This window comes from Methylobacterium sp. Leaf118 (assembly GCF_920984675.1).
Taxonomy (GTDB): Bacteria; Pseudomonadota; Alphaproteobacteria; order Rhizobiales; family Beijerinckiaceae; genus Methylobacterium.
The window spans coordinates 57,581-78,469 of the sequence record NZ_CAKLBV010000021.1 but is presented as its reverse complement, the minus strand read 5'-3'; the positions used below and the strand labels follow the sequence as shown (position 1 = coordinate 78,469).

21 protein-coding genes are annotated in these 20,889 nt (G+C 73.1%); 9 read left to right on the top strand and 12 right to left on the bottom strand.

Annotated elements, in window-relative coordinates:
- Both LW587_RS11530 and LW587_RS11525 read left to right on the top strand, forming a co-directional pair.
- Positions 1–668: class I SAM-dependent methyltransferase (locus LW587_RS11530; RefSeq protein WP_232629737.1), on the top strand; the 668-nt coding region annotated here is incomplete at its 5' end.
- Between the two features lie 49 nt (positions 669–717).
- Positions 718–1,449: a pseudouridine synthase gene (locus LW587_RS11525; RefSeq protein WP_232629736.1), complete on the top strand. Its 732-nt coding sequence runs from the start codon at positions 718–720 to the stop codon at positions 1,447–1,449.
- Positions 1,450–1,452: 3 nt separating this feature from the next.
- Here LW587_RS11525 and LW587_RS11520 read toward each other — a convergent pair whose 3' ends face one another.
- Entirely contained in the window at positions 1,453–2,097 is a 645-nt protein-coding gene (locus LW587_RS11520) for a Pr6Pr family membrane protein (protein ID WP_232629735.1), read from the bottom strand.
- A 106-nt stretch (positions 2,098–2,203) separates the two neighbouring features.
- On the opposite strand from LW587_RS11520, the gene LW587_RS11515 reads away from it, so the two are divergent.
- Positions 2,204–2,995, top strand: a complete 792-nt coding sequence (locus LW587_RS11515) for a hypothetical protein (RefSeq protein ID WP_232629734.1) — start codon at positions 2,204–2,206, stop codon at positions 2,993–2,995.
- A 115-nt stretch (positions 2,996–3,110) separates the two neighbouring features.
- Positions 3,111–5,138, top strand: coding sequence for a threonine--tRNA ligase (gene thrS, locus LW587_RS11510; RefSeq protein WP_232629733.1), 2,028 nt, complete (start codon positions 3,111–3,113; stop codon positions 5,136–5,138).
- Positions 5,139–5,180: 42 nt separating this feature from the next.
- Here thrS and LW587_RS11505 read toward each other — a convergent pair whose 3' ends face one another.
- On the bottom strand, positions 5,181–7,466 hold the full coding sequence (locus tag LW587_RS11505) for a fused MFS/spermidine synthase (RefSeq protein ID WP_232629732.1): 2,286 nt from the start codon (positions 7,464–7,466) through the stop codon (positions 5,181–5,183).
- Positions 7,467–7,646: 180 nt separating this feature from the next.
- On the bottom strand, positions 7,647–9,041 hold the full coding sequence (locus tag LW587_RS11500) for an aminotransferase-like domain-containing protein (RefSeq protein ID WP_232629731.1): 1,395 nt from the start codon (positions 9,039–9,041) through the stop codon (positions 7,647–7,649).
- A gap of 126 nt (positions 9,042–9,167) precedes the next feature.
- Between LW587_RS11500 and LW587_RS24045 the strand changes: the two genes are divergently transcribed.
- Positions 9,168–9,299 carry a hypothetical protein gene (locus LW587_RS24045; protein WP_269780325.1) on the top strand — a complete coding sequence of 44 codons (132 nt, stop codon included), beginning with the start codon at positions 9,168–9,170 and terminating at the stop codon, positions 9,297–9,299.
- A gap of 24 nt (positions 9,300–9,323) precedes the next feature.
- Here the strand turns inward: LW587_RS24045 and LW587_RS11495 are convergent, their stop codons facing one another.
- Positions 9,324–9,716 (bottom strand): hypothetical protein, encoded by a 393-nt coding sequence (locus LW587_RS11495; RefSeq protein WP_232629730.1) that lies wholly within the window; start codon positions 9,714–9,716, stop codon positions 9,324–9,326.
- Between the two features lie 39 nt (positions 9,717–9,755).
- Positions 9,756–10,676 carry a hypothetical protein gene (locus LW587_RS11490; protein ID WP_232629729.1) on the bottom strand — a complete coding sequence of 307 codons (921 nt, stop codon included), beginning with the start codon at positions 10,674–10,676 and terminating at the stop codon, positions 9,756–9,758.
- A 106-nt stretch (positions 10,677–10,782) separates the two neighbouring features.
- Here LW587_RS11490 and LW587_RS11485 point away from each other — a divergent pair, with 106 nt between their 5' ends.
- Together LW587_RS11485 and LW587_RS11480 are read left to right on the top strand one after the other, a co-directional pair.
- A complete protein-coding gene (locus tag LW587_RS11485) occupies positions 10,783–11,361 on the top strand; it encodes a nitroreductase family protein (protein WP_232629728.1) in 579 nt (192 codons plus the stop codon).
- A 10-nt stretch (positions 11,362–11,371) separates the two neighbouring features.
- Positions 11,372–11,980 (top strand): flavin reductase family protein, encoded by a 609-nt coding sequence (locus LW587_RS11480; protein WP_232629727.1) that lies wholly within the window; start codon positions 11,372–11,374, stop codon positions 11,978–11,980.
- 73 nt (positions 11,981–12,053) lie between these two features.
- Here the strand turns inward: LW587_RS11480 and LW587_RS11475 are convergent, their stop codons facing one another.
- The 3 genes from LW587_RS11475 to LW587_RS11465 form a co-directional block, all read right to left on the bottom strand.
- Complete coding sequence (locus tag LW587_RS11475) at positions 12,054–12,281, bottom strand: hypothetical protein (RefSeq protein ID WP_232629726.1); 228 nt, start codon at positions 12,279–12,281, stop codon at positions 12,054–12,056.
- Positions 12,282–12,498: 217 nt separating this feature from the next.
- Entirely contained in the window at positions 12,499–13,083 is a 585-nt protein-coding gene (locus LW587_RS11470; protein ID WP_232629725.1) for a glutathione S-transferase family protein, read from the bottom strand.
- Between the two features lie 246 nt (positions 13,084–13,329).
- A complete protein-coding gene (locus LW587_RS11465; RefSeq protein ID WP_232629724.1) occupies positions 13,330–13,965 on the bottom strand; it encodes an aldolase in 636 nt (211 codons plus the stop codon).
- A 74-nt stretch (positions 13,966–14,039) separates the two neighbouring features.
- Here LW587_RS11465 and LW587_RS11460 point away from each other — a divergent pair, with 74 nt between their 5' ends.
- A complete protein-coding gene (locus LW587_RS11460; RefSeq protein WP_232629723.1) occupies positions 14,040–15,194 on the top strand; it encodes a transglycosylase SLT domain-containing protein in 1,155 nt (384 codons plus the stop codon).
- The gene (locus tag LW587_RS11455; protein WP_232629722.1) at positions 15,191–16,840 is read left to right on the top strand and encodes a DUF2336 domain-containing protein; all 1,650 of its coding nucleotides are present in this window, start codon (positions 15,191–15,193) and stop codon (positions 16,838–16,840) included. Before LW587_RS11460 ends, LW587_RS11455 begins: the two co-directional genes overlap by 4 nt.
- 51 nt (positions 16,841–16,891) lie before the next feature.
- On the opposite strand, the gene LW587_RS11450 is transcribed toward LW587_RS11455, so the two are convergent.
- The 4 genes from LW587_RS11450 to LW587_RS11435 all read right to left on the bottom strand — a co-directional run bounded on the left by LW587_RS11450 (position 16,892) and on the right by LW587_RS11435 (position 20,828).
- Positions 16,892–18,337: a UdgX family uracil-DNA binding protein gene (locus tag LW587_RS11450; RefSeq protein WP_232629721.1), complete on the bottom strand. Its 1,446-nt coding sequence runs from the start codon at positions 18,335–18,337 to the stop codon at positions 16,892–16,894.
- Positions 18,337–19,548, bottom strand: a complete 1,212-nt coding sequence (locus LW587_RS11445; RefSeq protein WP_232629720.1) for a putative DNA modification/repair radical SAM protein — start codon at positions 19,546–19,548, stop codon at positions 18,337–18,339. Before LW587_RS11445 ends, LW587_RS11450 begins: the two co-directional genes overlap by 1 nt.
- Before the next feature lie 111 nt (positions 19,549–19,659).
- Complete coding sequence (locus tag LW587_RS11440) at positions 19,660–20,091, bottom strand: OsmC family protein (RefSeq protein ID WP_232629719.1); 432 nt, start codon at positions 20,089–20,091, stop codon at positions 19,660–19,662.
- A 98-nt stretch (positions 20,092–20,189) separates the two neighbouring features.
- Entirely contained in the window at positions 20,190–20,828 is a 639-nt protein-coding gene (locus LW587_RS11435) for a RecX family transcriptional regulator (protein WP_442919126.1), read from the bottom strand.
- Positions 20,829–20,889: the final 61 nt, after the last annotated feature.

Sequence of the window (20,889 nt, the reverse complement as noted above, 5' to 3'; positions counted from 1 at the left end):
GGGGCGGCGCCCGCCTCGCCAAGGAGTTGCGCGGCTTCGGCGGCACGGTCGCCGAGGAGGCGCGGCGCCATCACCGCATCTGCACCCTCCTGCGCCCCGCGGCGCCCGCCGGGATCGCGGCGGCGCTCGAGGCCGGCGCCCCGCGCCACATCGACAACCTCGCGCTCTGCTCCCAGCCCGGCATCTTTTCCTGGGACCGGCTCGATCCCGGCACGGCGCTGCTGCTGCGCCACCTGCCGGCCCTGTCCGGCCGGGGCGCCGATTTCGGCTGCGGCATCGGCGTCCTGTCGCTCGCCGTGCTGCGCGCGCCGAAGGTCGCCGCCCTCGCCCTGATCGACATCGACCGCCGCGCCGTCGCGATGGCCCGCCGCAACGTCGACGACCCGCGCGCCAGCCACCACTGGGCCGACCTGCGCGGGTCCGGGCCCGCCCTGTCCGGCCTCGACTTCGTGGTCACCAACCCGCCCTTCCACGACGGCGGCGCCGAGGATCAGGCTTTGGGCAAGGCGTTCATTGCCCGGGCGGCGGCGTCGCTTCGGAACGGCGGCACGCTCGTCCTCGTGGCCAACGCCCATCTGCCCTACGAGGCGCCCCTGCGCGCCGCGTTCCGCACCGTCACCGAGACCGCGAAGGCGGGCGGCTACAAGCTGTTCGAGGCGCGCAAGTGAGGGGCGCTCGCCACTCGCCGCCCGCCCGCCGGCCCGGGAGGGCGAGCGCATGAGCAAGGCCGTCCGCCTCGACCGGCTGCTCGCCAATCTCGGCTACGGCTCGCGTCGGGAGGTGGAGGGGCTCGCCCGTGCCGGGCGTGTCCTGCGCGACGGCGTGACGCTGACCGACGCCTCGGCGCGCCTCACCCTCGACCCAGACCTTTCCGCTCGCATGACGGTGATGGGCGAGCCCCTCGACCCGCTGCCGGGCCTGTGCCTGATGCTGCATAAGCCCCTCGGCGTGACCTGCTCGCACAAGGAGGTCGGACCGCTCGTCTACAGCCTCCTGCCCGAGCGCTGGCGGCGGCGCGATCCGGCTCTCTCGACGGTCGGCCGGCTCGACAAGGAGACCTCCGGGCTCCTCCTCCTCACTGATGACGGGGCCCTGCTGCACCGGATCATCGCGCCGAAGGCGAAGGTGGCCAAACGCTACCGGGTCACCCTGGCCCGCCCGCTCCAGGGCGACGAGGCCGCGATCCTCGCCTCCGGCGAACTCATGCTGGAGGGCGAGGACAAGCCCCTCCTGCCGGTCGAGATGGAGGCCGGGGACGCCACCCACTGCACGGTCACGCTGCATGAGGGGCGCTACCATCAGGTCCGGCGCATGTTCGCCGCACTCGGCAACCACGTCGACGCGCTCCACCGCGATCGCGTCGGCGGGCTGACGCTCCCCTCCGACCTGGAGGCCGGCGGATTTCGTCTTCTCGGGCCGGGCGAGATCGCGGCGATCTTCGCGGGCTGACCCTCAGCGAAGGGCCTCATCGGCCTCCCGGTCGCGCCCGCGTGCGGCGAGCGCCCGGTCGAGGGCCACCATGCCCCAGCCGACCAAGAGGAAGGCCGCCGCGATCCCCGTCGCATAGGCCAGGACCGGCCCCCAGCCGAGGCGGCCCACATCGAGGAACGGGTAGGGATAGCGCGCCCCGAAGGCCCCGCGCAGAAGCGTGAGGGCGAGATAGGCCAGCGGATAGCAGGCCCAGAGCGGTGGGTCGCGCCAGCGCAGCCGCCCCCGCGGCACGAAGGCGAGCCAGAACAGCGGCACCAGGATCGGCAGCGCCTGATGCAGCAGAAGGTCGGCGACGAGGTCGCCGCCCTGCCGCACCTTCAGCCCGTGCAGGAGGAGCCGCTGGACCACGCCGACGAGCAGGGTCGCGAGCGCCGTGCCGCCGAGGAGCCAGGGCGCGGCGAAGCCCCGCCGGCCCAGGGCGAGACCCCCGAACACGAATGCCACGACGAGCCCGGTGAGGTTCGTGAAATAGCCGGCCATGATCCAGGCCGCGAGCGGCGCCGATCCGGTCCGGCCGAACACCGCCGAGAACCCGGCCGCCACGCCGAGGCCGGCGCAGAGCGCGATCACGGCCGCCACGCAGCGGGCTGTCGGGGAAGCGGTCATCGGCGGGCGCGTCATGAGAGCCGGGTAGCCTGTCTGCCGCCGCTCCGCGACCCGGCGATGACGAAGGCCGTTGACAGGAGCCGCCCCGTGGCGGCGGATCGTGCCCGTGCTCCTCGATCTCCTGCGCGCCCTCGCGACCCCCGCGCCCGCCGCCCAGCGCCGACTCGGCTATCGGCGCGACAGCATCTGGCTCGAATCCCGTGCCCGCCGCTGCCGCGGGGCCTGGGCGCCGCATTGCGAGGCGAGCCGGGCGGTGATCGGCGCGGCGATCGCCCGCTGCGGGCATCGCGGCACGGCGGTGGTGCTGGGCTCGGGGCCCCTGGCCGATGTGCCGCTCGCAGCGCTCGCGACGGGCTTCCGACGGGTCGTGCTGGTCGATGCCGTGCATCCCCTGGCCGTGCGGCGCGCCGTGCGGGCCATCCCGCAGGTCGAATTGCTGACGGCCGATCTCAGCGGCGCCATGGACCTGCTGACGGGCGCCGCGCCCGACCTCGACCCGCGCCTGCCGCCGGTCTGCACCGAGGCGGAGACCGGGCTCGTGATCTCGGCCAACCTCCTGTCGCAACTGCCGATCCGCCCGGTCGCCCGGCTCGAGCGCACGCGCCGCCCCCTCGGCCCCTGGACCCGTGACGACGGCGACGCCTTCGGCGCCCGCCTCGTCGCCGGCCATCTCGCCGCCCTGGCCGGGCTCTCGGCGCAGGTCTGCCTCCTCACCGATCTCGACGAGACCGAGGAGGACCGGCAGGGCCGGGTGCATGCGCGGCACGATCTGCTCTACGGCCAGCGCCTCGGCCCGCCCGAGCGCTCCTGGACCTGGGAACTCGCCCCCTTCGGCGAGGTCGCCCGCGATCGGCGCCTCCTCCACCGGGTCGTCGGGTTTTCGCAATGGCGGCCGTGAGGCGACCGCTCCGGTCGCCGATCTCAATCGACGTTGACTTCACGGCCCCGCGTCCCGCAAACCCGCCGACGCCCTCCCGGGGCGCGCAGCGACCAAGAAAAAGCGGTTCCGAGCCATGCCCATCCTGACCTTTCCCGACGGCAACACCCGCGCGTTCGACGCCGCGGTGACCGGCCGGACCGTGGTCGAGGGCATTGCCAAGTCGCTGGCCAAGCGCACCGTCGCCATGGCGCTGGACGGGGTGGTGCGGGATCTCGACGACACGATCGCCGAGGACGCCGCCATCGAGTTCATCGGCCGCGAGGATCCCCGCGCACTGGAGCTGATCCGCCACGACTGCGCCCACGTGCTCGCCGAGGCGGTGCAGACGCTCTGGCCCGGCACGCAGGTGACGATCGGCCCGGTGATCGAGAACGGCTTCTATTACGACTTCGCCCGGCCCGAGCCGTTCACGCCCGACGACTTCCCCAAGATCGAGGCCAAGATGCGCGAGATCATCGCGCGCGACGCCCCGTTCACGAAGGAAATCTGGACCCGCGACGACGTGAAGTCGCTCTTCGCCGAGAAGGGCGAGACCTACAAGGTCGAGCTGGTCGACGCGATTCCGGCGGGCGAGGACCTGAAGATCTACCGCCAGGGCACGTGGTTCGATCTGTGCCGCGGCCCGCACATGACCTCGACCGGCAAGGTCGGCACCGCCTTCAAGCTGATGAAGGTCGCGGGCGCCTATTGGCGGGGTGATTCCAACAACCCGATGCTGACGCGCATCTACGGCACCGCCTGGGCCTCGCAGGGCGATCTCGACGCCTACCTGCACCGGCTGGAGGAGGCCGAGCGCCGCGACCACCGGCGCCTGGGCAAGGAGATGGACCTGTTCCACTTCCAGGAGGAAGGCCCCGGCGTCGTGTTCTGGCACGCCAAGGGCTGGACGATCTTCCAGGAACTGATCGCCTATATGCGCCGCCGCCTGAAGGGCGACTACGCCGAGGTGAACGCGCCGCAGATCCTCGACAAGTCGCTGTGGGAGACCTCTGGCCACTGGGGCTGGTACCGCGAGAACATGTTCGCGGCCCAATCGGCCGGCGAGGACGCCGAGGACAAGCGCTGGTTCGCGTTGAAGCCGATGAACTGCCCCGGCCACGTGCAGATCTTCAAGCACGGGCTGAAATCCTACCGCGATTTGCCCCTGCGCATGGCCGAGTTCGGCGTGGTCCACCGGTACGAGCCGTCGGGCGCCATGCACGGCCTGATGCGGGTACGCGGCTTCACCCAGGACGACGCGCACATCTTCTGCACCGAGGACCAGCTCGCCGCCGAGTGCCTGACGATCAACGACCTGATCCTCTCGACCTACGCGGATTTCGGCTTCGACCAGATCCTGGTGAAGCTCTCGACGCGCCCCGAGAAGCGGGTCGGCTCCGACGCCCTGTGGGACCACGCCGAAGCCGTGATGACGCAGGTGCTGGCGCAGATCGAGGCGCAGTCGGGCGGGCGGATCAAGACCGCGGTCAATCCCGGCGAGGGCGCGTTCTACGGCCCGAAATTCGAGTACGTCCTGCGCGACGCCATCGGCCGCGACTGGCAATGCGGCACGACGCAGGTGGACTTCAACCTGCCGGAGCGGTTCGAGGCCAGCTACATCGACGCCGACAGCCAGAAGAAGCCGCCGGTGATGATCCACCGCGCCATCTGCGGCTCGATGGAGCGGTTCACCGGCATCCTGATCGAGCACTTCGCCGGGCATTTCCCGCTCTGGCTGGCGCCGGTGCAGGTGGTGGTGGCCACCATCACCAGCGACGCCGACCCCTATGCCCGTGAGGTCGTACGGGTGCTGGAGCGCGCCGGCCTGCGGGTGGAGGCCGACCTGAGAAACGAGAAGATCAACTACAAGGTCCGCGAGCACGCCCTCGCCAAGGTGCCGGTGCTGCTGGCGCTCGGACGGCGCGAGGCGGAGGAGCGCACGGTCTCCGTGCGGCGCATGGGCAGCCAGAAGACCACGTCCCTGACGCTCGATGCGGCGGTGGCGGCCTTTGTCGAGGAGGCGACCTCGCCGGACCGCCGCCGCGCCGACGGGGTCGCCGAGAGCCGCCCCAGCACCGAGGCCGTGCTCGACGGGCACCACGTCGAGCAGCCGGCGCCGTAAGCCGCGATCCCGCTCCGCGGTCGCGGCCGGAGTGGCCGCCTGTCAGGGCATCGCCGGGAGCGGTGCCTGCCAGCGGTCGTGCAGGGCCTCGAGGGCGTTGGCGAAGTCGTCGCTCCAGGGACGCCGCGCGAGATCCGCGGCCACCACGGTCCAGCCGAACGCTTCCGCCGCGCGGATCGTCCCGGGGTCGCGGGTCATCAGGACGACTTCGGAGGGCAGGCGCATGCTCCGCGCCGACAGCGCCTTCGGCATGTCGAGGCGGCGCAGCAGGGTCAGGCCGCGCTCGGCGGCGAGCCGGGCCAGCACGTGGCTCAGGTCGAAGTGGCGGTTGCTGATGTGGAGCGCCAGCAGCCCCTGGGCGTCGAGATGGGCGAGATCGACGGCGAGGGCCTCGCGCGTCAGGAGATGGACCGGGATCGCGTCCGAGGAGAAGGCGTCGATCACGAGCACCCGCGCCTGTCCGGTGCGGCCCGAGAGGGTCAGGCGCGCGTCGCCCTGCACGATGCGGGCGTCCGGGGCGCAATCGGACAGGAAGCGGAACGTGGTCGCGTCCTGGGCGAGGCGGATCACCACCGGATCGATCTCGTAGAAGGTCCAGGCCTCCCCGGCCTGGGCGTGGCAGGCGAGGCTGCCCGCGCCGAGCCCGACGACGGAAACCGCCGGGATCGGGCCATTGATCTCGCGGCTGATCGCCAACACGTCGGCGAGCGGGGCGCCGGGCGCATAGTAGGTCGCCGGCTCCGGGCGGCCGAGGCTCGGCGTGCCGTCCGCCGCGCGCAGGCGCATGGCGCCGTGGATGGTGGTGCCGTGGGTGAGCAGGCGGAACTGCCCGTCCGGGCTGGCATAGACCCGGTGGACGCCGAAGAAGCTGCGGTGATTGCCGCCCTCGGCCCACACCGCCGCCTGGAGCAGGACACAGCCGATCCCGACGGCGATGCCGACCAGGGCCGCCCGGGCCGGCACGCGCCAGCCGGCCGCGAGGGTGAGCATCAGGCACACGAGAAGGACGCCGACGCCCACCTGGGGCCCGCGCAGCAGCGTGGCGATCAGCGCCGCGAGGATCGCGCCGCCAAGGAGCATCGCGCAGCGGCCCGCCTCGCGGGCCATGGCCGACAGGCCGCCCGCGATGACGCCGGGCCGGCACAGCAACGCCGCCGCCAGGAGCAGCGGGTATTCCGAGACGTCGGAGAAGATCTGCGGCGCCACGAGTGCGGCGAAGATGCCGCCGACGACACCGCCCAGCGAGGTGCAGAGGTAGAACTCGGTGAGCCGGGCGGCCGGGGGACGCAGGGTGTAGACGGCGCGGTGGGCGATCAGCGCGTTGACGAGGAGCAGGCCCAGCGTGACGCCGAGATCGATGAGGAACGGCGTCTGCTTGAAGAGAAGCGCGGCGAAGGCGACGAGCGTGCCGACAACCTGCACGCCCCCGAGCCACCGGCCGGCCCAGGTCGGCCCTGGACGGAAGGCCACGATGAAGCTCGCGAGATAGAGCGCCAGCGGCACCACCCAGATCAGGGGGATCGCCGCGACATCCGTGGAGATGTGGGCGGTCGCCGCCACCAGCAGCCCGGACGGCACGGCCGAGAGGCCGATCCAGGCGAGCCGCCGCCCTGCCGTGGGGGACGCCTCGGCGGCCGCGGCGGCCGGTCCGGCCACGGGGGCGCCGTTGCGCAGGCGCAGGCCGCAGGCGACCACCGCGCAGGTGAGGGCGCCGTAGCCGATGGACCAGAGGCGGGCCTGCGCGTCGAGGCCGAGCAGCGGCTCGACCGCGAGGGGGTAGGCGATCAGCGCGGCGAAGGAGCCGGCATTCGAGGCGCGGTAGAGGAAATAGGGGTCGGCGCTGCGGGCGTCGCCCGAGCGGGCGAACCAGGCCTGGAGCAGGGGGGCGCTCGCGGAGAGCGCGAAGAACGGCAGGCCGACCGAGGCGAGGAACAGCCCGATCAGCCACAGGGCCTCGCCCTCCGCCGGAGGCGCGCCGAACCCCCTGGCCACCGCTACCGGCAGGAACAGGAAGCCGGCCAGCAGCACGAGGACGTGCAGCGCCAGGGCCGCCCGGGGCTGCAGCCAGCGGGTCAGGGCGTGGGCGTAAGCGTATCCGGCGAGCAGCAGCGCCTGGAACACCACCATCGCCACCGACCACACCGCGGGCGAGCCGCCGAGGATCGGCAGGACGCGCTTGGTGAACATCGGCTGCATGCTGAACAGGAGCAGGGCCGCGAGCAGCAGCGTCCCGGAGAACAGGCCGACGAGGCCGATGCGGGCGCCGATTCGCCCCACCGCCGAGGGCGCAGCCCCGTCCCGATCCCGCGATGCCTCGACGAACGCCATGGCCGGCCCCGATCCTCAACCCGGACCCGAGCCGTAGCGGGGAAAGTTTAAGGTTTCGGGCATCGGCCCGGGCGGCGGAGGCCGGCCCTCGGACCAGCCCATCGGGCACCCTCCCCGAGGAGCCTCGACAAACCCCGGCTCCGGGCGATGCGCCTGCCGGCGCCTCAGCCCGCCAGCGCCTCACCCCGCCATGGCGCGTTCCAGCTCGGAGAACACCCGCGGGTCGGTGCATTGGGCCACGTTGAAGCGCAGGAAATCGGCCGCGCCCTGGCCGAGGGAGAACACGTTGCCCGGCGCCAACACCACGCCCCGGGCGAGGGCGCGGCGCGACACGTCGGCGGCGTCGAGGCCGTCCGGCAGGCGGGCCCACAGGAACATCCCGCCGCCCGGCACGAAGGGGACGGCGAGGCCCGCCTCGGCGAGCCGCCGCACCACCCGTCCGCGGGCATCGGCGAGGCGGGTGCGCAGGCCGTCGAGATGGTGGCGGTAGGTGCCGTCGCCGAGGAACCGGTGGAGGGTCGCGGCGGCGAAATGCCCGTCGCTCAGGGTCACGGCGAGCTTGAGGTCGACGAGGCGCTCGACCCAGTCGGCGCGCAGCGCCACGACCCCGACCCGCAAGCCCGTCGAGAGGGTCTTGGAGAAGCCGCCGACATGGATCACCCGGTCGAGCCCGTCGAAGCCCGCGAGGCGGGGGCCGGGCTCCGCCTCGAAATCCGCGTAGGCGTCGTCCTCGACGATCAGGGTGCCGTGTATCTCGGCAAGCCGCAGGATGCGGTGGACCACGACGGGGGAGAGCGTCGCGCCGGTCGGATTGTGCAGGCCGGAATTGGTGACGTAGAGCCGCGGCTTGTGCGCGGTCAGCTGCCGCTCGAAGGCGGCCAGGTCCGGCCCCTCCGGCCCGAACGGCACGCCGACCGGGCGCAGGCGGTGGGCGCGGGCGAGCGCCTGGAAGCTGAAGTAGCAGGGATCGTCGAGCAACACCGTGTCGCCGGGCTCGGTGAGGAAGCGCAGGACGAGGTCGAGGGCGTGCGTCGTCGAATCGCTCAGCACGAGCTGGTCCGGATGGGCCAGGATGCCCCGCTCGGTCAGCCGTCGCGCCAGCAGCTGGCGCAAGGGGGCGTGGCCCTGGGGCGTGTCGTAGAATGCCACCGTCTCGCTGCGGCGGGCGGCCTGGCGCAGGGCCCGGCGCAGGGCTTCCTCCGGGAGCCAGTCCGGCGGCAGCCAGCCGCAGCCCGGCTTGAGGTGGTCCGCCCCCGATTCCAGCGACTGCCGGGTGATCCAGACCGGATCGACCGCCCGGTCGAGCCGCGGCCCGAGCGCCGCCACCGAGAGGGGCTCGGCACGGGTCGCGACGTAGAAGCCCGAGCCCGGCCGCGAGACGATCGCCCCCTGCGCCGCGAGGCGGTCATAGGCCTCCACCACCGTCGATTTCGAGACGCTCATGGTCTCGGCGAACCCCCGCACGGAGGGCAGCCGGGCGCCGGGGGACAGGGCCCGGGCCTGGATGCGGGTGTGGATGGCCTGCATCACCACCTCGACGCGGGTCGCGCCCGTCTCGGCCGGACGGTCCGTCATGGGGCTTCCTCCGAACCGTGCCGGGACTCGTACCGGACAGTTCATCGGAATTGTACTGTCACCGTTCCTGTCGGGGAAGCCGCGGCTTGGCCATACCGCGGGCCTCGACCGACGGGAGCGACCGGCATGACCCTCAGCGACGACCTCACCCGAAGCCGCGGCGGCCTCCGCGCCTTCCTCGGCCGGCGCCTGCGCGACGCGATCGTCCTCGCCGCCGGCGCGATCCTGGCCCTGCCGCTGATCGTGCCCTTCGCCTGACGGCTCCGGCCGGGCTCGGCGCCCTCAGCCCGCGGTGCAGTTCGCCTCGAACAGCGCCCTGGCCCGCTGCATCGCCTGGAAATCCGCCGGGCTCCCGGGGCTGCGCAGCTCCGGCCCCTCGGGAAGCCGGCCGAAGAAGCCCTCGGCGGGATCGGCCACGAAGCGACGGGGGCCGGCATGGTCGCCCATGCGGTTGCGCACATCCACCGTGCCGCACAGGGCTCCGGCGCGCCCGACCCGCAGGTTCGCCACCCGGGCCTCGGGATCGCGGATCCGGCTGCCGAGCAGCACGAGCACGGCCTTCGCGGCCGCGGCGCCGACGGCCGCGTCCGACCCGTCGGTGACGGTCTGGGCCCGGGCACCGGCCGAGCCGGCGAGCGCCAGGCATGCCGCGAGGGCGATCCGTGACAGGGTCATGGCGCCGCGTCCCTTCCGGTGATCCTCAGCGTCCGATCCTCAGCTTGCTTTGGCCACGACCTCGACATCGTGGTCCATGCCGCTCTCGACCTTGAACTCGCGGGTGTAGACCTGCCCGTCGTGGCGGGCGATCAGCACGTAGTCGCCCTCCGCCAGGGTCACCGCCGGGAACGCACCGATCGCCTCGCGGATGGTGTCGCCGCCGGGGGTCAGCACGCTGAAGGCGGTGCCGGCGAAGGCCTCGGTGCCGGGGGCGGCCACGAGCTTCAGGGTCACGGTCGCGGCGCGGTGATTGAGGGTCGCGTCGGTGACCTTTCCGTTCTCGACCCGGAGGTCGGCGCGCTGGATCGCGTTCGAATCGCCGTAGCTCGACACGACATGGTACGTCCCCTCGGGCAGGCGCACGACCTCGCCGGCCTTGATGCCGCTGCGCACGAGGCGCCCTTCCGAGTTCGTCCCCACCGGCACGAAGACCGAGAAGGCGAGCTGGCCCGGCGCGATCCGCAGGTCGCCGATGGCCCCCGACAGCTTCAGGGCGCCCGCCGCCACCCGCAGGGTCTCGGTGATCGGCTGGCCCGACAGGGAGACCCGCTTCGAGGCGCTGGCATAGCCGTAGGTGACGGTGGCGATGTAGGCGCCGGCCGGGAGCCGCAGGGTCGGGTTCGGTTCGGTCGAGCGGGCGACGATGGCCGGGCGTCCACCCTCGCTCCGGTCCTCGAAGATCCGCCAGGCGAGGCCGGAGCGGATCGGCCCGTTCGAGCCCGCGAAACTCGCCGAGAGCGTCAGTTCGGCGTCGCGCTCGGGGAGGGGCGGCGGCAGGAGGGGGGCGGTGATGCCCGGCGAGGGCAGGCCCGGGCCGAACGGGTCCTGCGCCCAGGCTCCGGTCGCGCCCGCCCCGGTCGCCCCCGCGCCGAGGACGACCATCGCGACGGCCTGCCAGCCCCGGCGCCCGCGTCCCATCGTCCCGATCCCTCGCTCCGACCATCCCGGACCGGGGCGGCTCTTGAAACCCGACCGTGGCGGCGGCAAGGCGGATCCACCTTCGGCCCGAGCCCGCGGATTGTCCATGACCGTATCCCCCGACGCCGCCACCCACGCGATGTTGCGCACCCGCCGCTCGGTGCCCCCGATGCTGCTGGACGGGCCCGGCCCCTCCGCCGCGGAGCTCGACGGCTGGCTCGCCATCGCGGCCCGCGTGCCCGACCACGGCAAGCTCGCGCCCTGGCGCTTCCTCGTCATCGAGGGCGAGGCGCGGGAGCGCCTCGGCGCGATCATCGCCCGCACCCACGCCGCCGACTTCCCCGACGCCGACGAGAAGCGCCTCGCCCAGGAGCGCCAGCGCCTCGCCCACGCGCCCACGGTCGTCGCGGTCGTCTCCCGCGCCGCCCCGCACGTGAAGATTCCGGAATGGGAGCAGGTGCTGTCGGCGGGCGCGGTCTGCATGAACCTCGTGGTGGCGGCCAATGCCGCCGGTTACGCCACCGCGTGGCTGACCGAGTGGTTCGCCTATGACCGGCGCGTCCTCGACGCCCTGGGGCTCGACCCGGCCGAGCGGATCGCCGGCTTCATCCATGTCGGCCGCGCCCGCGAGGTGCCCCCCGACCGGCCGCGGCCCGACCTCGCACAGATCGTCACCCGGCTCTGAGGGCGCGGCGATGCATTACGAGGCCGACGCGCCGAGCCTGCCGCACAACCCGTTCAAGGCGATCGTCGCCCCGCGCCCGATCGGCTGGATCAGCGCCATGGACGCGCGGGGCCGGGTGAACCTCGCGCCCTACTCGTTCTTCAACGCGGTGGGGGGCGAGCCCGACATGGTGATGTTCTCCTCCTCCGGCCGCAAGGACGCGATGACCTTCGCGGAGGAGGGCGGGGCGTTCGTGTGCAGCCTCGCCACCCACGCCCTCCGGGAGGCCGTGAACGCCACCTCCGCGCCCCTGCCGCGGGGCGAGAGCGAGTTCGGCATCGCGGGGCTCACCCCGGCCCCATCGCGAAAAGTGCGGCCGCCGCGGGTGGCGGAATCCCCCGCCGCGATCGAGTGCCGTTGGCTCCAGACCGTGCCGCTGGTGCCGCTCGGCGGGGGCGAGCCGAACAACTTCCTCGTGATCGGGCAGGTGGTCTCGATCTACATCGACGACCGCTTCGTGCGGGATGGCCGGGTCGATACGGGCGCCATGCGGCCGATCCTGCGCGGCGGCTATTTCGACTACTTCACCGCCGAGCCGGAGACCCGGTTCGAGCTGCGCCGGCCGAAAGGCGGGGGCTGAACCGGCGCGTTCCAAGACCTGCGGGCCGATGCGAGCGGGGGCACGCGCTCGCCCGAAGCCCCGCGGCTTCGGCTCACTCGGCTCCCTTCTTGGCGTTGTTTTCCTTGCTCTTCTGCATGTGGGCCCGGCGATTCTCCTCGAAGTCGTCGACGGCCGCCGTGCTCTTGCCGGCGGCGCTTCCCGCGCTGGGCTTGGCCGCCGCCGCGTCCGATTTCGCGCTCTGGGCCTGCGCCGGTGCGGCGAGGGTCGAGACGCCGGCCACGGCCGCCACGGCGAGGATGAACTTGAGGGAATGCATCATCGTTCCGGTCTCCAAGTTAATAAACACAATAATGCAGATTCCGTTGTTGATGGCAATGAACGGAGACTGATTTAACTTCTTCGAATTTCCTATTAATAATAGAGCTTTAATATTTTCGCACGCGCCACGTCTGCCTTTTTTGCGTAGGGGTGCACTCTTGTCGGCCGTCCCCTGCTCACGTGACCGCCGACGGGGGCAGCGGCCGCGCGGCGCCCGCTCAGACGATCCCCAGGGCGCTCTCGACGCGGGCGATCCAGGCGCGCAGGGCCGGGGTGGGCGCCAGATCGAACCCGCCCTCGTGGGCGAGGCGGGTGTAGGCGACGAGGGCCACGTCGGCGAGGCTGACCGCCGCGCCGACCAGGAAGGGCTGCCCGGCGAGCGCGCCCTCCATCAGGGCCAGCGCCGCATGACCGCGCTCGGCGAGCTTCGGGTCGATCTCGGCGTCGGCCCGGCCGAGACAGACCCGCTGGAAGCGGCGCACGGCGATATAGGGCTCATGGCTATACTGCTCCCAGAACAGCCATTGCCGCATCTTCGCCCGGGCGAAGGCATCCGCCGGAACGAGCGCCGAGCCGCGGGCGAGATAGCCGATGATCGCGTTCGATTCGGCGAGCGTGCGCCCATCCTCCAGCACGAGCGTCGGCACCCGCCCGTCCGGGTTGAGGGCGAGGAAGGCGGGCGTGCGGGTCTCGCCCCGCAGGATGTCGACCTCGCGCCAGTCGAGGGCGATGCCGAGATGGGCGGCGACCCAGACGACCTTGAGACAATTGCCGGATGTCTGGTCGCCGTAGACGATGAGCATGGGACGGGGCGGGCTCCGTTGGAGGGACGCCGCCCAGGGGCGTGACGCGAGACCCGAGGCCTCCGATGTGCCGCGCGACGGGGTGGGCGCGGCGAGCTTACGGCCTGTGCCGGCCCGAAGGGGAGGCGGTTTTTTCCCCGTCCTGCCCGGGGCCGCGACGATGTCTCGTCCGGGGTCGAGCGGAGGAGACGGCGAGCGCCCGGGCCGCCGCGCGGCGCCTCAGAGCCCTCGCTCGCGGTTTTCCCGTCAGAGCACGCCGGGCCGGGCGGTCGCCTCGCCCGGATCCTGGACGATCACCAGCCCGATCCCCTCTCGCCGCGCCCGGTCCATCGCCCGCCGGGCGCCCTCCGGCCCCGCTCGCGCGAAGGCGGTCACGCCCGCCGCCGCCGCCGCGAGGCGGACCAGGCCGCGGGCGTGACGGGAGGCGCTCACCTCTGCGCCCATCGACGCCGCGAGCGCCGCGCCGTCGAGCCCGAGCCCGACGAGACGCGGGCTCGCGCCGACGAAGGTCCGGATGTCGAGCAGGCCGAGGGGATGGGCGATCTCCGCCAGGATCGGCACGCCCCCGTCCGGCCAGCCCTGCTCCGCCTCGTGCACGGCGAGCCGCGCCCCGAGGTCGACCACGTCCCGGCCGGACCGGGCGTCGCGCAGGAGGAGCGCGTCCGGCGCCACGAGGGGAAGCGGGTCTGCCGGGCCCTCAAGGGCGACGATCAGCGCCGCCGCCCCGATTCGGGCGCGGATGTCGGCCGGCGGCGGCCCGGCCAGCACCAGCGCCTCCGCCCCGCCCGGGAGACCGGCGGCGAGCGGGGCCAAGGCGTCGGCGCACAGCGCGACGGCGAGGCGGGGCGGCACGGGACGGGGCGGGCAAGGCACGGCGAACATTCAACCTTTCTTTACCATGAGAGACGGAAAGTCCCGCTTCGAGGGGCCGATCGCCGGCTTCCGCGGACCGCGTCATGTTCCTGTTCACCAATGCGCCCGTCGGCACGCGCGAGACCGGCCCCGCCGTCTCGGCCGCGCGCCCGGCGGCGACGGGCGGCGGCGAGGTCGTGGCGGCGATTCGGGAGGGGGCGCAGACCAGCGGCGTCGGCTTCGACTACCTGCTCGCCACGGCGCAGCGCGAATCGAGCCTCAACCCCTCGGCCAAGGCCGGCACGTCCAGCGCGACCGGCCTGTTCCAGTTCATCGAGCAGACCTGGCTCGGCGTCATGAAGAGCACGGGGGCCAAGCTCGGCCTCTCGGCTTACGCGGACGCCATCACGACCCGCTCCGACGGCACCCACACCGTCGCCGATCCGACGACCCGGCAGGCGATCCTCGATCTGCGCCGCGATCCGCGGGTCTCGGCGTCCCTGGCCGGCGCCCTGACCCAGCGCAACCGCGAGGCGCTCGGCACGGCGCTCGGCCGCGAGCCGAGCTCGGGCGACCTCTACGCCGCCCATGTGCTGGGCGCGCGGGGCGCGGCGACCCTGATCGGCTCCGCGCAGGCAAGCCCGGCCCGCGCCGCCGCCCTCGACCTGCCCGAGGCGGCCGCCGCCAACAAGAGCCTGTTCTACGACCGGGCCGGGCGCCCGCGCTCATCCTCCGAACTCTACGCGCTGCTCGCCACCGCCACCTCCGGTGCGGCGACGCCCGTCGCGACGGCGGCGGCCTCGGCGGACCTGCCGACCGCCTACGCCTCGCTGGACGGCGGCCTCCGCACCCTGTTCCAGACCGATCGGCGCCAGGGGGCGATCTCGGACGGGGTGGCCAAGCTCTGGCAGGGCCGAGCCGCGGGCGCCGAGACGGCCCGCACCGCGCCCTCCTACTTCCCGCGCTCCGACGGAGCCGAGGGGGCGGAGGCCGCGACCCCGGCCCTCGAGCCCGCGCCCGCGGCGGCCTCGCCGGTGCCGATCCTCATACCGCTGCCGCCCCGCCGCCCGACCGGTCTGTCAGGAACCGTCATACCGACAAGCACGGTCCTAACGACAAGCACGGGCAAGGCGGCGAGCACGGGCACGACGACGGCGATGGCGCTGACGGGGTCCCCGCCGGCCGCCGCGCCCGTGCCGGCCGCCTCGAAACACGTCCTGTTCGATCTCTCCTCCTACCGACTTCGGAACGGCCCATGATCCTCCGCCAGTTCCTCACCCTCACCCAGCACGCCTCCGTCGAGCGGCGGGCCGAGGCCGCGGGCGCCCTGACCCGGGCCTATCTCGACGGCAGCCTCGGGCCGGACGCGGCCTGGGAGGCCAAGACCGCGCTGCTGGCGCTCCTCGACGATCCGGACCTCGCGGTGCGGCGGGCCATGGCCGAGGCCGCCGCGGATTCGGATGTCGCGCCCCGCCCCCTGGTGGTGGCGCTCGCCTCCGACCACCCGAACATCGCCTGCCTCGTGCTCGCCCGCTCGCCGGTGCTGATGGATGCCGACCTCGTCGATTGCGCCGCGGTCGGCTGCGAGGGGGTCCGGGCCGCCGTCGCCTCCCGGGGCGACCTGTCCAAGCCCGTGGCCGCCGCCCTCGCCGAGGTGGCGGGCGTCCCCTCGCTGACGGCCCTGGCCAAGAACCCCCGCGCCGCCATCGGCACCGCCGCCTTCCTGCGCATGGTCGAGCGCCACGGCACCGATGCCGACCTGCGCCAGGCCCTGCTCGCCCGGCACGATCTCTCCATCGAGGCCCGCCACGCCCTCGTCACCCTCGCCGCCGAGCAGCTCTCGCAGCTCGGCCAGGATTCCGGCTGGATCAGCTCCGCCCGTGGGGCCCGTGTCGCCCGCGAGGCCCGGGAGGCGGCGGCCCTCGCCCTGAGCGACGAGGCCGGCGAAACCGGGCTCGCCCGCCTCGTCGCCCATCTTCGGGTGCAGGAGCAGCTTACCGCCGGGCTGATCCTGCGGGCGATCCTGTCGCTGCGCCTGCCCTTCGCCGAGGTGGCCCTGGCGGAACTGAGCGGCCTCAGCCGCGCCCGCGTCGCCGGACTGATGTTCGAGCCGCGCGGGGCGGGCTTCTGCGCCCTCCACCGCCGCGCCGGCCTGCCCGCCCTGCTGCTCCCGGCGATCCAGGCGGCCCTCGCGGTCTGGGGGGAATCCGCCCACGGCCGCAACGGGATGAGCGGGCCGCGGCTCGCCCGCTCGATGATCGAGGCGGCGTTGACCGCCTGCGAGACCATGCCCTTCGCCGAGGCCCGCGGCCTGCTGGCCCTGCTCGCCCGCTTCGAGGCGGAGGCCGCCCGGGACGAGGCCCGCCTGTTCGCCCAGGCGCAGATCGAGGCCCATGCCCGGGATGAGGCGGCCCGGCAGCTCGCCCTGCCGCAGGCCGAATTCGTGGACGCGGCGATGGCGGAGGATGCCGCCGGGCGCCCGCTTCCGGACGTCATCATCCTGTCCGGCCCGGATGGCGAAGGGAGCGTCGATGGGGCTGGCAGGGAGGTTGCTGAGGAAAAGGCAGTGCCGGCGCTGCCGGATGCCGCCGCGGCCTGGCCCCTGGCGCCGCGCCCGCAGGATCGCATCGGCGCGCCCGTCGCGGCGATGGCCTCCGCCGCCCCCGAGGTCAGGGTCGTGCACGAGGCGACCGAGGCGGTGCTGGCGGGCCTCTCCGACGCCCTGATGGCGAGCTTCCTTGCCGCGCGCACGGAGCCGGCCGCGCCGGCGCCGGAGGTCCGCCCGGAACGGCGCATCTCCGCGCGTCCTCATGTCATCGCCGCGGCGGTCGCGGCGGCGATGATGCCCGACCATCTGATCGTTCGGCCCCGGGACGAGCGGGCGCCCCAGAGCCTCGCCGCCTGACGGCGCGCAGGGGCCGGGCCGCCTGCGGAGAGAAGGGCGATCCCGGCCGGTTCAGGCGACCAGTGCGGCGACCCGCCGGAGGTCGTCGACGAAGGCCCGGTAAGCGTCCGCCTTCGCCGCCTCGGGCAGGCGCAGCAGGTAGGAGGGGTGGACCGTGATGAAGCCCGCGAACGCCCGGCCGAAATCGGCCGGGCCGCGGGCGCGGGTGATCGGGACCGGCTTGCCGGTCAGCGCCAGCACCGCGGTGGCGCCGAGGGCCACGACGAGTCGAGGGGCCACGAAGCCGAGTTCGCGCTCCAGCCACCAACGGTAATGGCTCACCTCGCCCGCCGTCGGCTTCTCGTGGATGCGCCGCTTGCCGCGCAGGCTGAACTTGAAGTGCTTGACCGCATTCGTGAGGTAGGCTTCGGAGCGGTCGAGCCCCGCCTCCGCCATCGCCCGCGCCAGGAGCTGTCCCGCCGGCCCGACGAACGGGCGGCCCTGCCGGTCTTCCTGATCGCCCGGCTGCTCGCCGACGAAGGCGATCGCCGGCCCCATCGGTCCTTCGCCCAGTACGGCCTGGGTCGCGCCGGGCACCAGCGGCTCGGAGCGGGCGATGATCGCGTTCAGCGCCACAAGCGAATCCGGCTCGTCCCGCGCCATCCGGGCGACGGCTCGGACGGGGTCGCGCTTCTCCGGGATTGTCGGCCCCCGCTCGATCATCGCCTGGGCCCGGGCTCCGGCGGCCCGGATCAGGCCCGGAATCGCCGCCGTCTCGGGCATGTTGCGCCAGTATTTCCGAGGCATCTCGGCACGCATGGCGTCGAGATTCAGCCGGGCCGGGTTGAAGGTGCTCTCGTAATAGTCGCGCCAGCCCGCCTCGAAGCCGTCCCCCTCCGGCAGGTCCTCGCGGCGACCCGGCGGGCCGAAGGTCAGCGCGCCGTTCCAATGGGCGCAGCCCTCCGGGGTCAGGATCGACCATGCGAGGTTGCGGAACCGGTCGACGAAGAACGGCGCGGCGGCCTCCAGGATGTGGTGGTCCGGCTCGAACCACGCGGCGTAGCGCTCCGTCTCGCCCGGCAGGCGGCGGAAGCGCAGGAAAGCGTGCATCTTGTGCAGGTCGCGGGCGATCGCCTTGCGCATCCGGTGGAGGCGGTGAACCAGCGGATCGCTCGCCACCTCCATCAGCGCCCGCTCGCCCCGCACGACCCGCCACAGCAGGGCGTAGAGCAGGCCGTAGCGCTCGGGATCGCGGTGGGGCACCACCATCGGGATGAGGTCGGTCACCGCGCGGGGCAACGCGAGCGGCGGAGCCTCGGCGGGGGCGGTGTCGGCGCCGAACAGGCTCGGCGTCTCGCTCTGCCAGACGATGGCCTCGGGCGGGATTCCGGCCGCAATCAGGCGCCGGGCGGCCGTGCGGAAGCCGGCCAGGTCCGCCCCGGGGCCGAGGGCGGCGACGTGGATGCCGCCTTTCCCGCCCGCCGCCGCGGGGGACGCGGTTCGCGTGCCCGCCCCCATCAGAACAGGCTCAACTGCTCGGCCGGCTCCGCCAGCGTCGCCCGCAAGTCCAGCCGGTCGGTCAGCGTCGTCGGCCGGAAATCCTCGGCGATCAGGAAGGGGCGCGCGCGCTTCAGTCCCGAGGTCAGCCGGGCCACGTCGTCGAGGCGGAGACGGCCGTGGCGGCGCGCCTTGACGATGGCATCGACCGCCCGCGCCCCGAGCCCCGGCACCCGCAGCAGCATCTCCCGGTCGGCCCGGTTCACGTCGACGGGGAAACAGTGGCGGTTCTTGAGGGCCCAGGCGAGCTTGGGGTCGATGTCGAGGGAGAGCATCCCGCCCTCGGAGGCGCCGGCCACATCGTCGGGGGAGAACTCGTAGTACCGGATCAGCCAGTCGGCCTGATAGAGCCGGTGCTCGCGGCGCAGGGGCGGGGCCTTCGGCGGCAGGGCCGACGAGGCGTCGGGGATCGGGCTGAAGGCCGAGTAATAGACGCGCTTGAGCCCGTAGCTGCCGTAGAGGAAGGCGCTCTTGCGGATCAGCGCCTCGTCGGTGGTCGCGTCGGCCCCCACGATCACCTGGGTCGATTGGCCGGCGGGCGAGAAGCGGCGCTTCTCTTCTCTCGCCTGGACGATGCGCTCGCCGATCTGCCCCATCGCCCCCTCGATCGCCGCCCCGTCCTTTTCGGGGGCGAGGCGGTTGAGGCTCGCCTCCGTGGGAAGCTCGAGGTTGACCGACAGGCGGTCGGCGTAGAGGCCGGCCTCCTCGATCAGCCAGGGGCTCGCCTCGGGGATCGACTTGAGATGGATGTAGCCGCGAAAACCGTGCTCGCGCCGAAGCTTCTTGGCGACGCGGGTGAGCATCTCCATCGTGTAGTCCGGCGAGCGGATGATGCCCGACGAGAGGAACAGGCCCTCGATGTAGTTGCGCTTGTAGAACTCGACCGTGAGCGTCACCACCTCCTCGACGGAGAAGCGGGCCCGGGCCACGTTCGAGGAGCGCCGATTGACGCAATAGGCGCAATCGAACAGGCAGTAATTCGTCAAGAGGATCTTGAGCAGCGAGACGCAGCGCCCGTCCGGCGTGTAGGCGTGGCAGATCCCCGCCCCCGTCGTCGATCCGAGCCCGTCGGCGCCGGCCTTGCGCTTCGGCGCCCCCGAAGAGGCGCAGGAGGCATCGTATTTGGCCGCATCCGCGAGGATGCGCAGCTTGCGCGCGAGCGTCTCGTCCATCGAACGGAAGATGAACGCGGGCGCGTCGGGATCAATGCGGCGCGTTGCCTTTCGCACCGGAAAATGGCTGTCCCGCCCGAGCCGGTCGCTGGGACGAGACAGCCGAGGCGCTCAGCCCTGGCTGAGCGTCTTGTCGAGGGTGATCTCGGCGTTGAGCACCTTCGAGATCGGGCAGCCCTTCTCGGCGTTGCCGGCGAGTTCGTCGAACTTCGCCTGATCGATCCCGGGGATCACCGCCTTCAGGGTCAGAGCCGACTTCGTCACCTTGAAGCCGTCGCCGTCCTTCGCGAGCGTGACCACGGCCTTGGTGTCCAGGGAGGTCGCCTTGAGGCCCGCGCCCTGGAGCTGGAAGGCCAGCGCCATGGTGAAGCAGCTGGCATGGGCCGCGGCGATCAGCTCCTCCGGATTGGTGCCCGGCTCGTTCTCGAAGCGGGTGTTGAAACCGTAGGGATTGGCGGAGAGCACGCCCGACTGGGTCGTGATCGTGCCCTTGCCGGTCTTGCCGTCACCCTCCCAATGGGCGCTCGCGTGGCGGTCGGTCATGCGCGTCGTCCTTAAACCTGGCGTCGAGATCCGTCGCGGGGGGCTCCCGCATCGGGGGCCACGTGGGGCGAAGCGTCCGGAAGTCGAGAGGGAGCCGCCTACGCCTCGTCCTCGCCGTCGCCCCCGATCACGTCCCGGGCCAGCGCGTAGGGGAAGCCCGCCCGGGCCATGGCGGCGAGGTCGCGCTCGTGATGGGCCTCGCGGAGGTCGGGGCGGCGGTGGGGGCCGAGCCGGCGGCGGCGGGCATAGGCGAGGGCGGCCTGGCGCTCGGTGTCGGCCTCCCCGGGCGAGGCCTCCTCCGCCTCCGCGCGTTCGTCCGAGATCGCCGCCGCGATCGTCTCGGCGTCGAGTCCCTTGCCGGAGAGCTGGGCCCGGGCCTGCCGGGTCGAGGTGCCCCGCCGCCGCAGCCGGGCAAGCCGCGCGGCGGCAAAGCGCGCGTCGTCGATGAGGCCGGCGCGCCGGGCGCGCTCCACGGTCTCGTCGATCAGTCCGGCATGGGCCTCGGACGCCTCGTCGCGGGAGCGGCAGCGCCGCTCGACCCGGCGGGCCAGCACCCGGCGCAGCATCTCGCCCGAGGCGCCGTAGCGGTCGAGGTAATGCAGGGCCACCCGCTCCAGCCAGGCGGCGCTCACCGGCGGCTCGGGCTTTGCTTCCCGATCGGCGCGGCCGTCGCGGCGGCGGGCTTCGTCGTCACGGGCGGCGCCGTGACGATTGTGTGAACCCTTGGTCTCGATCATCCGTTCTTCACGTTCCGGACAGGTTTCCGAACCATGAATCTCGGATGGATCGCTCTGGATT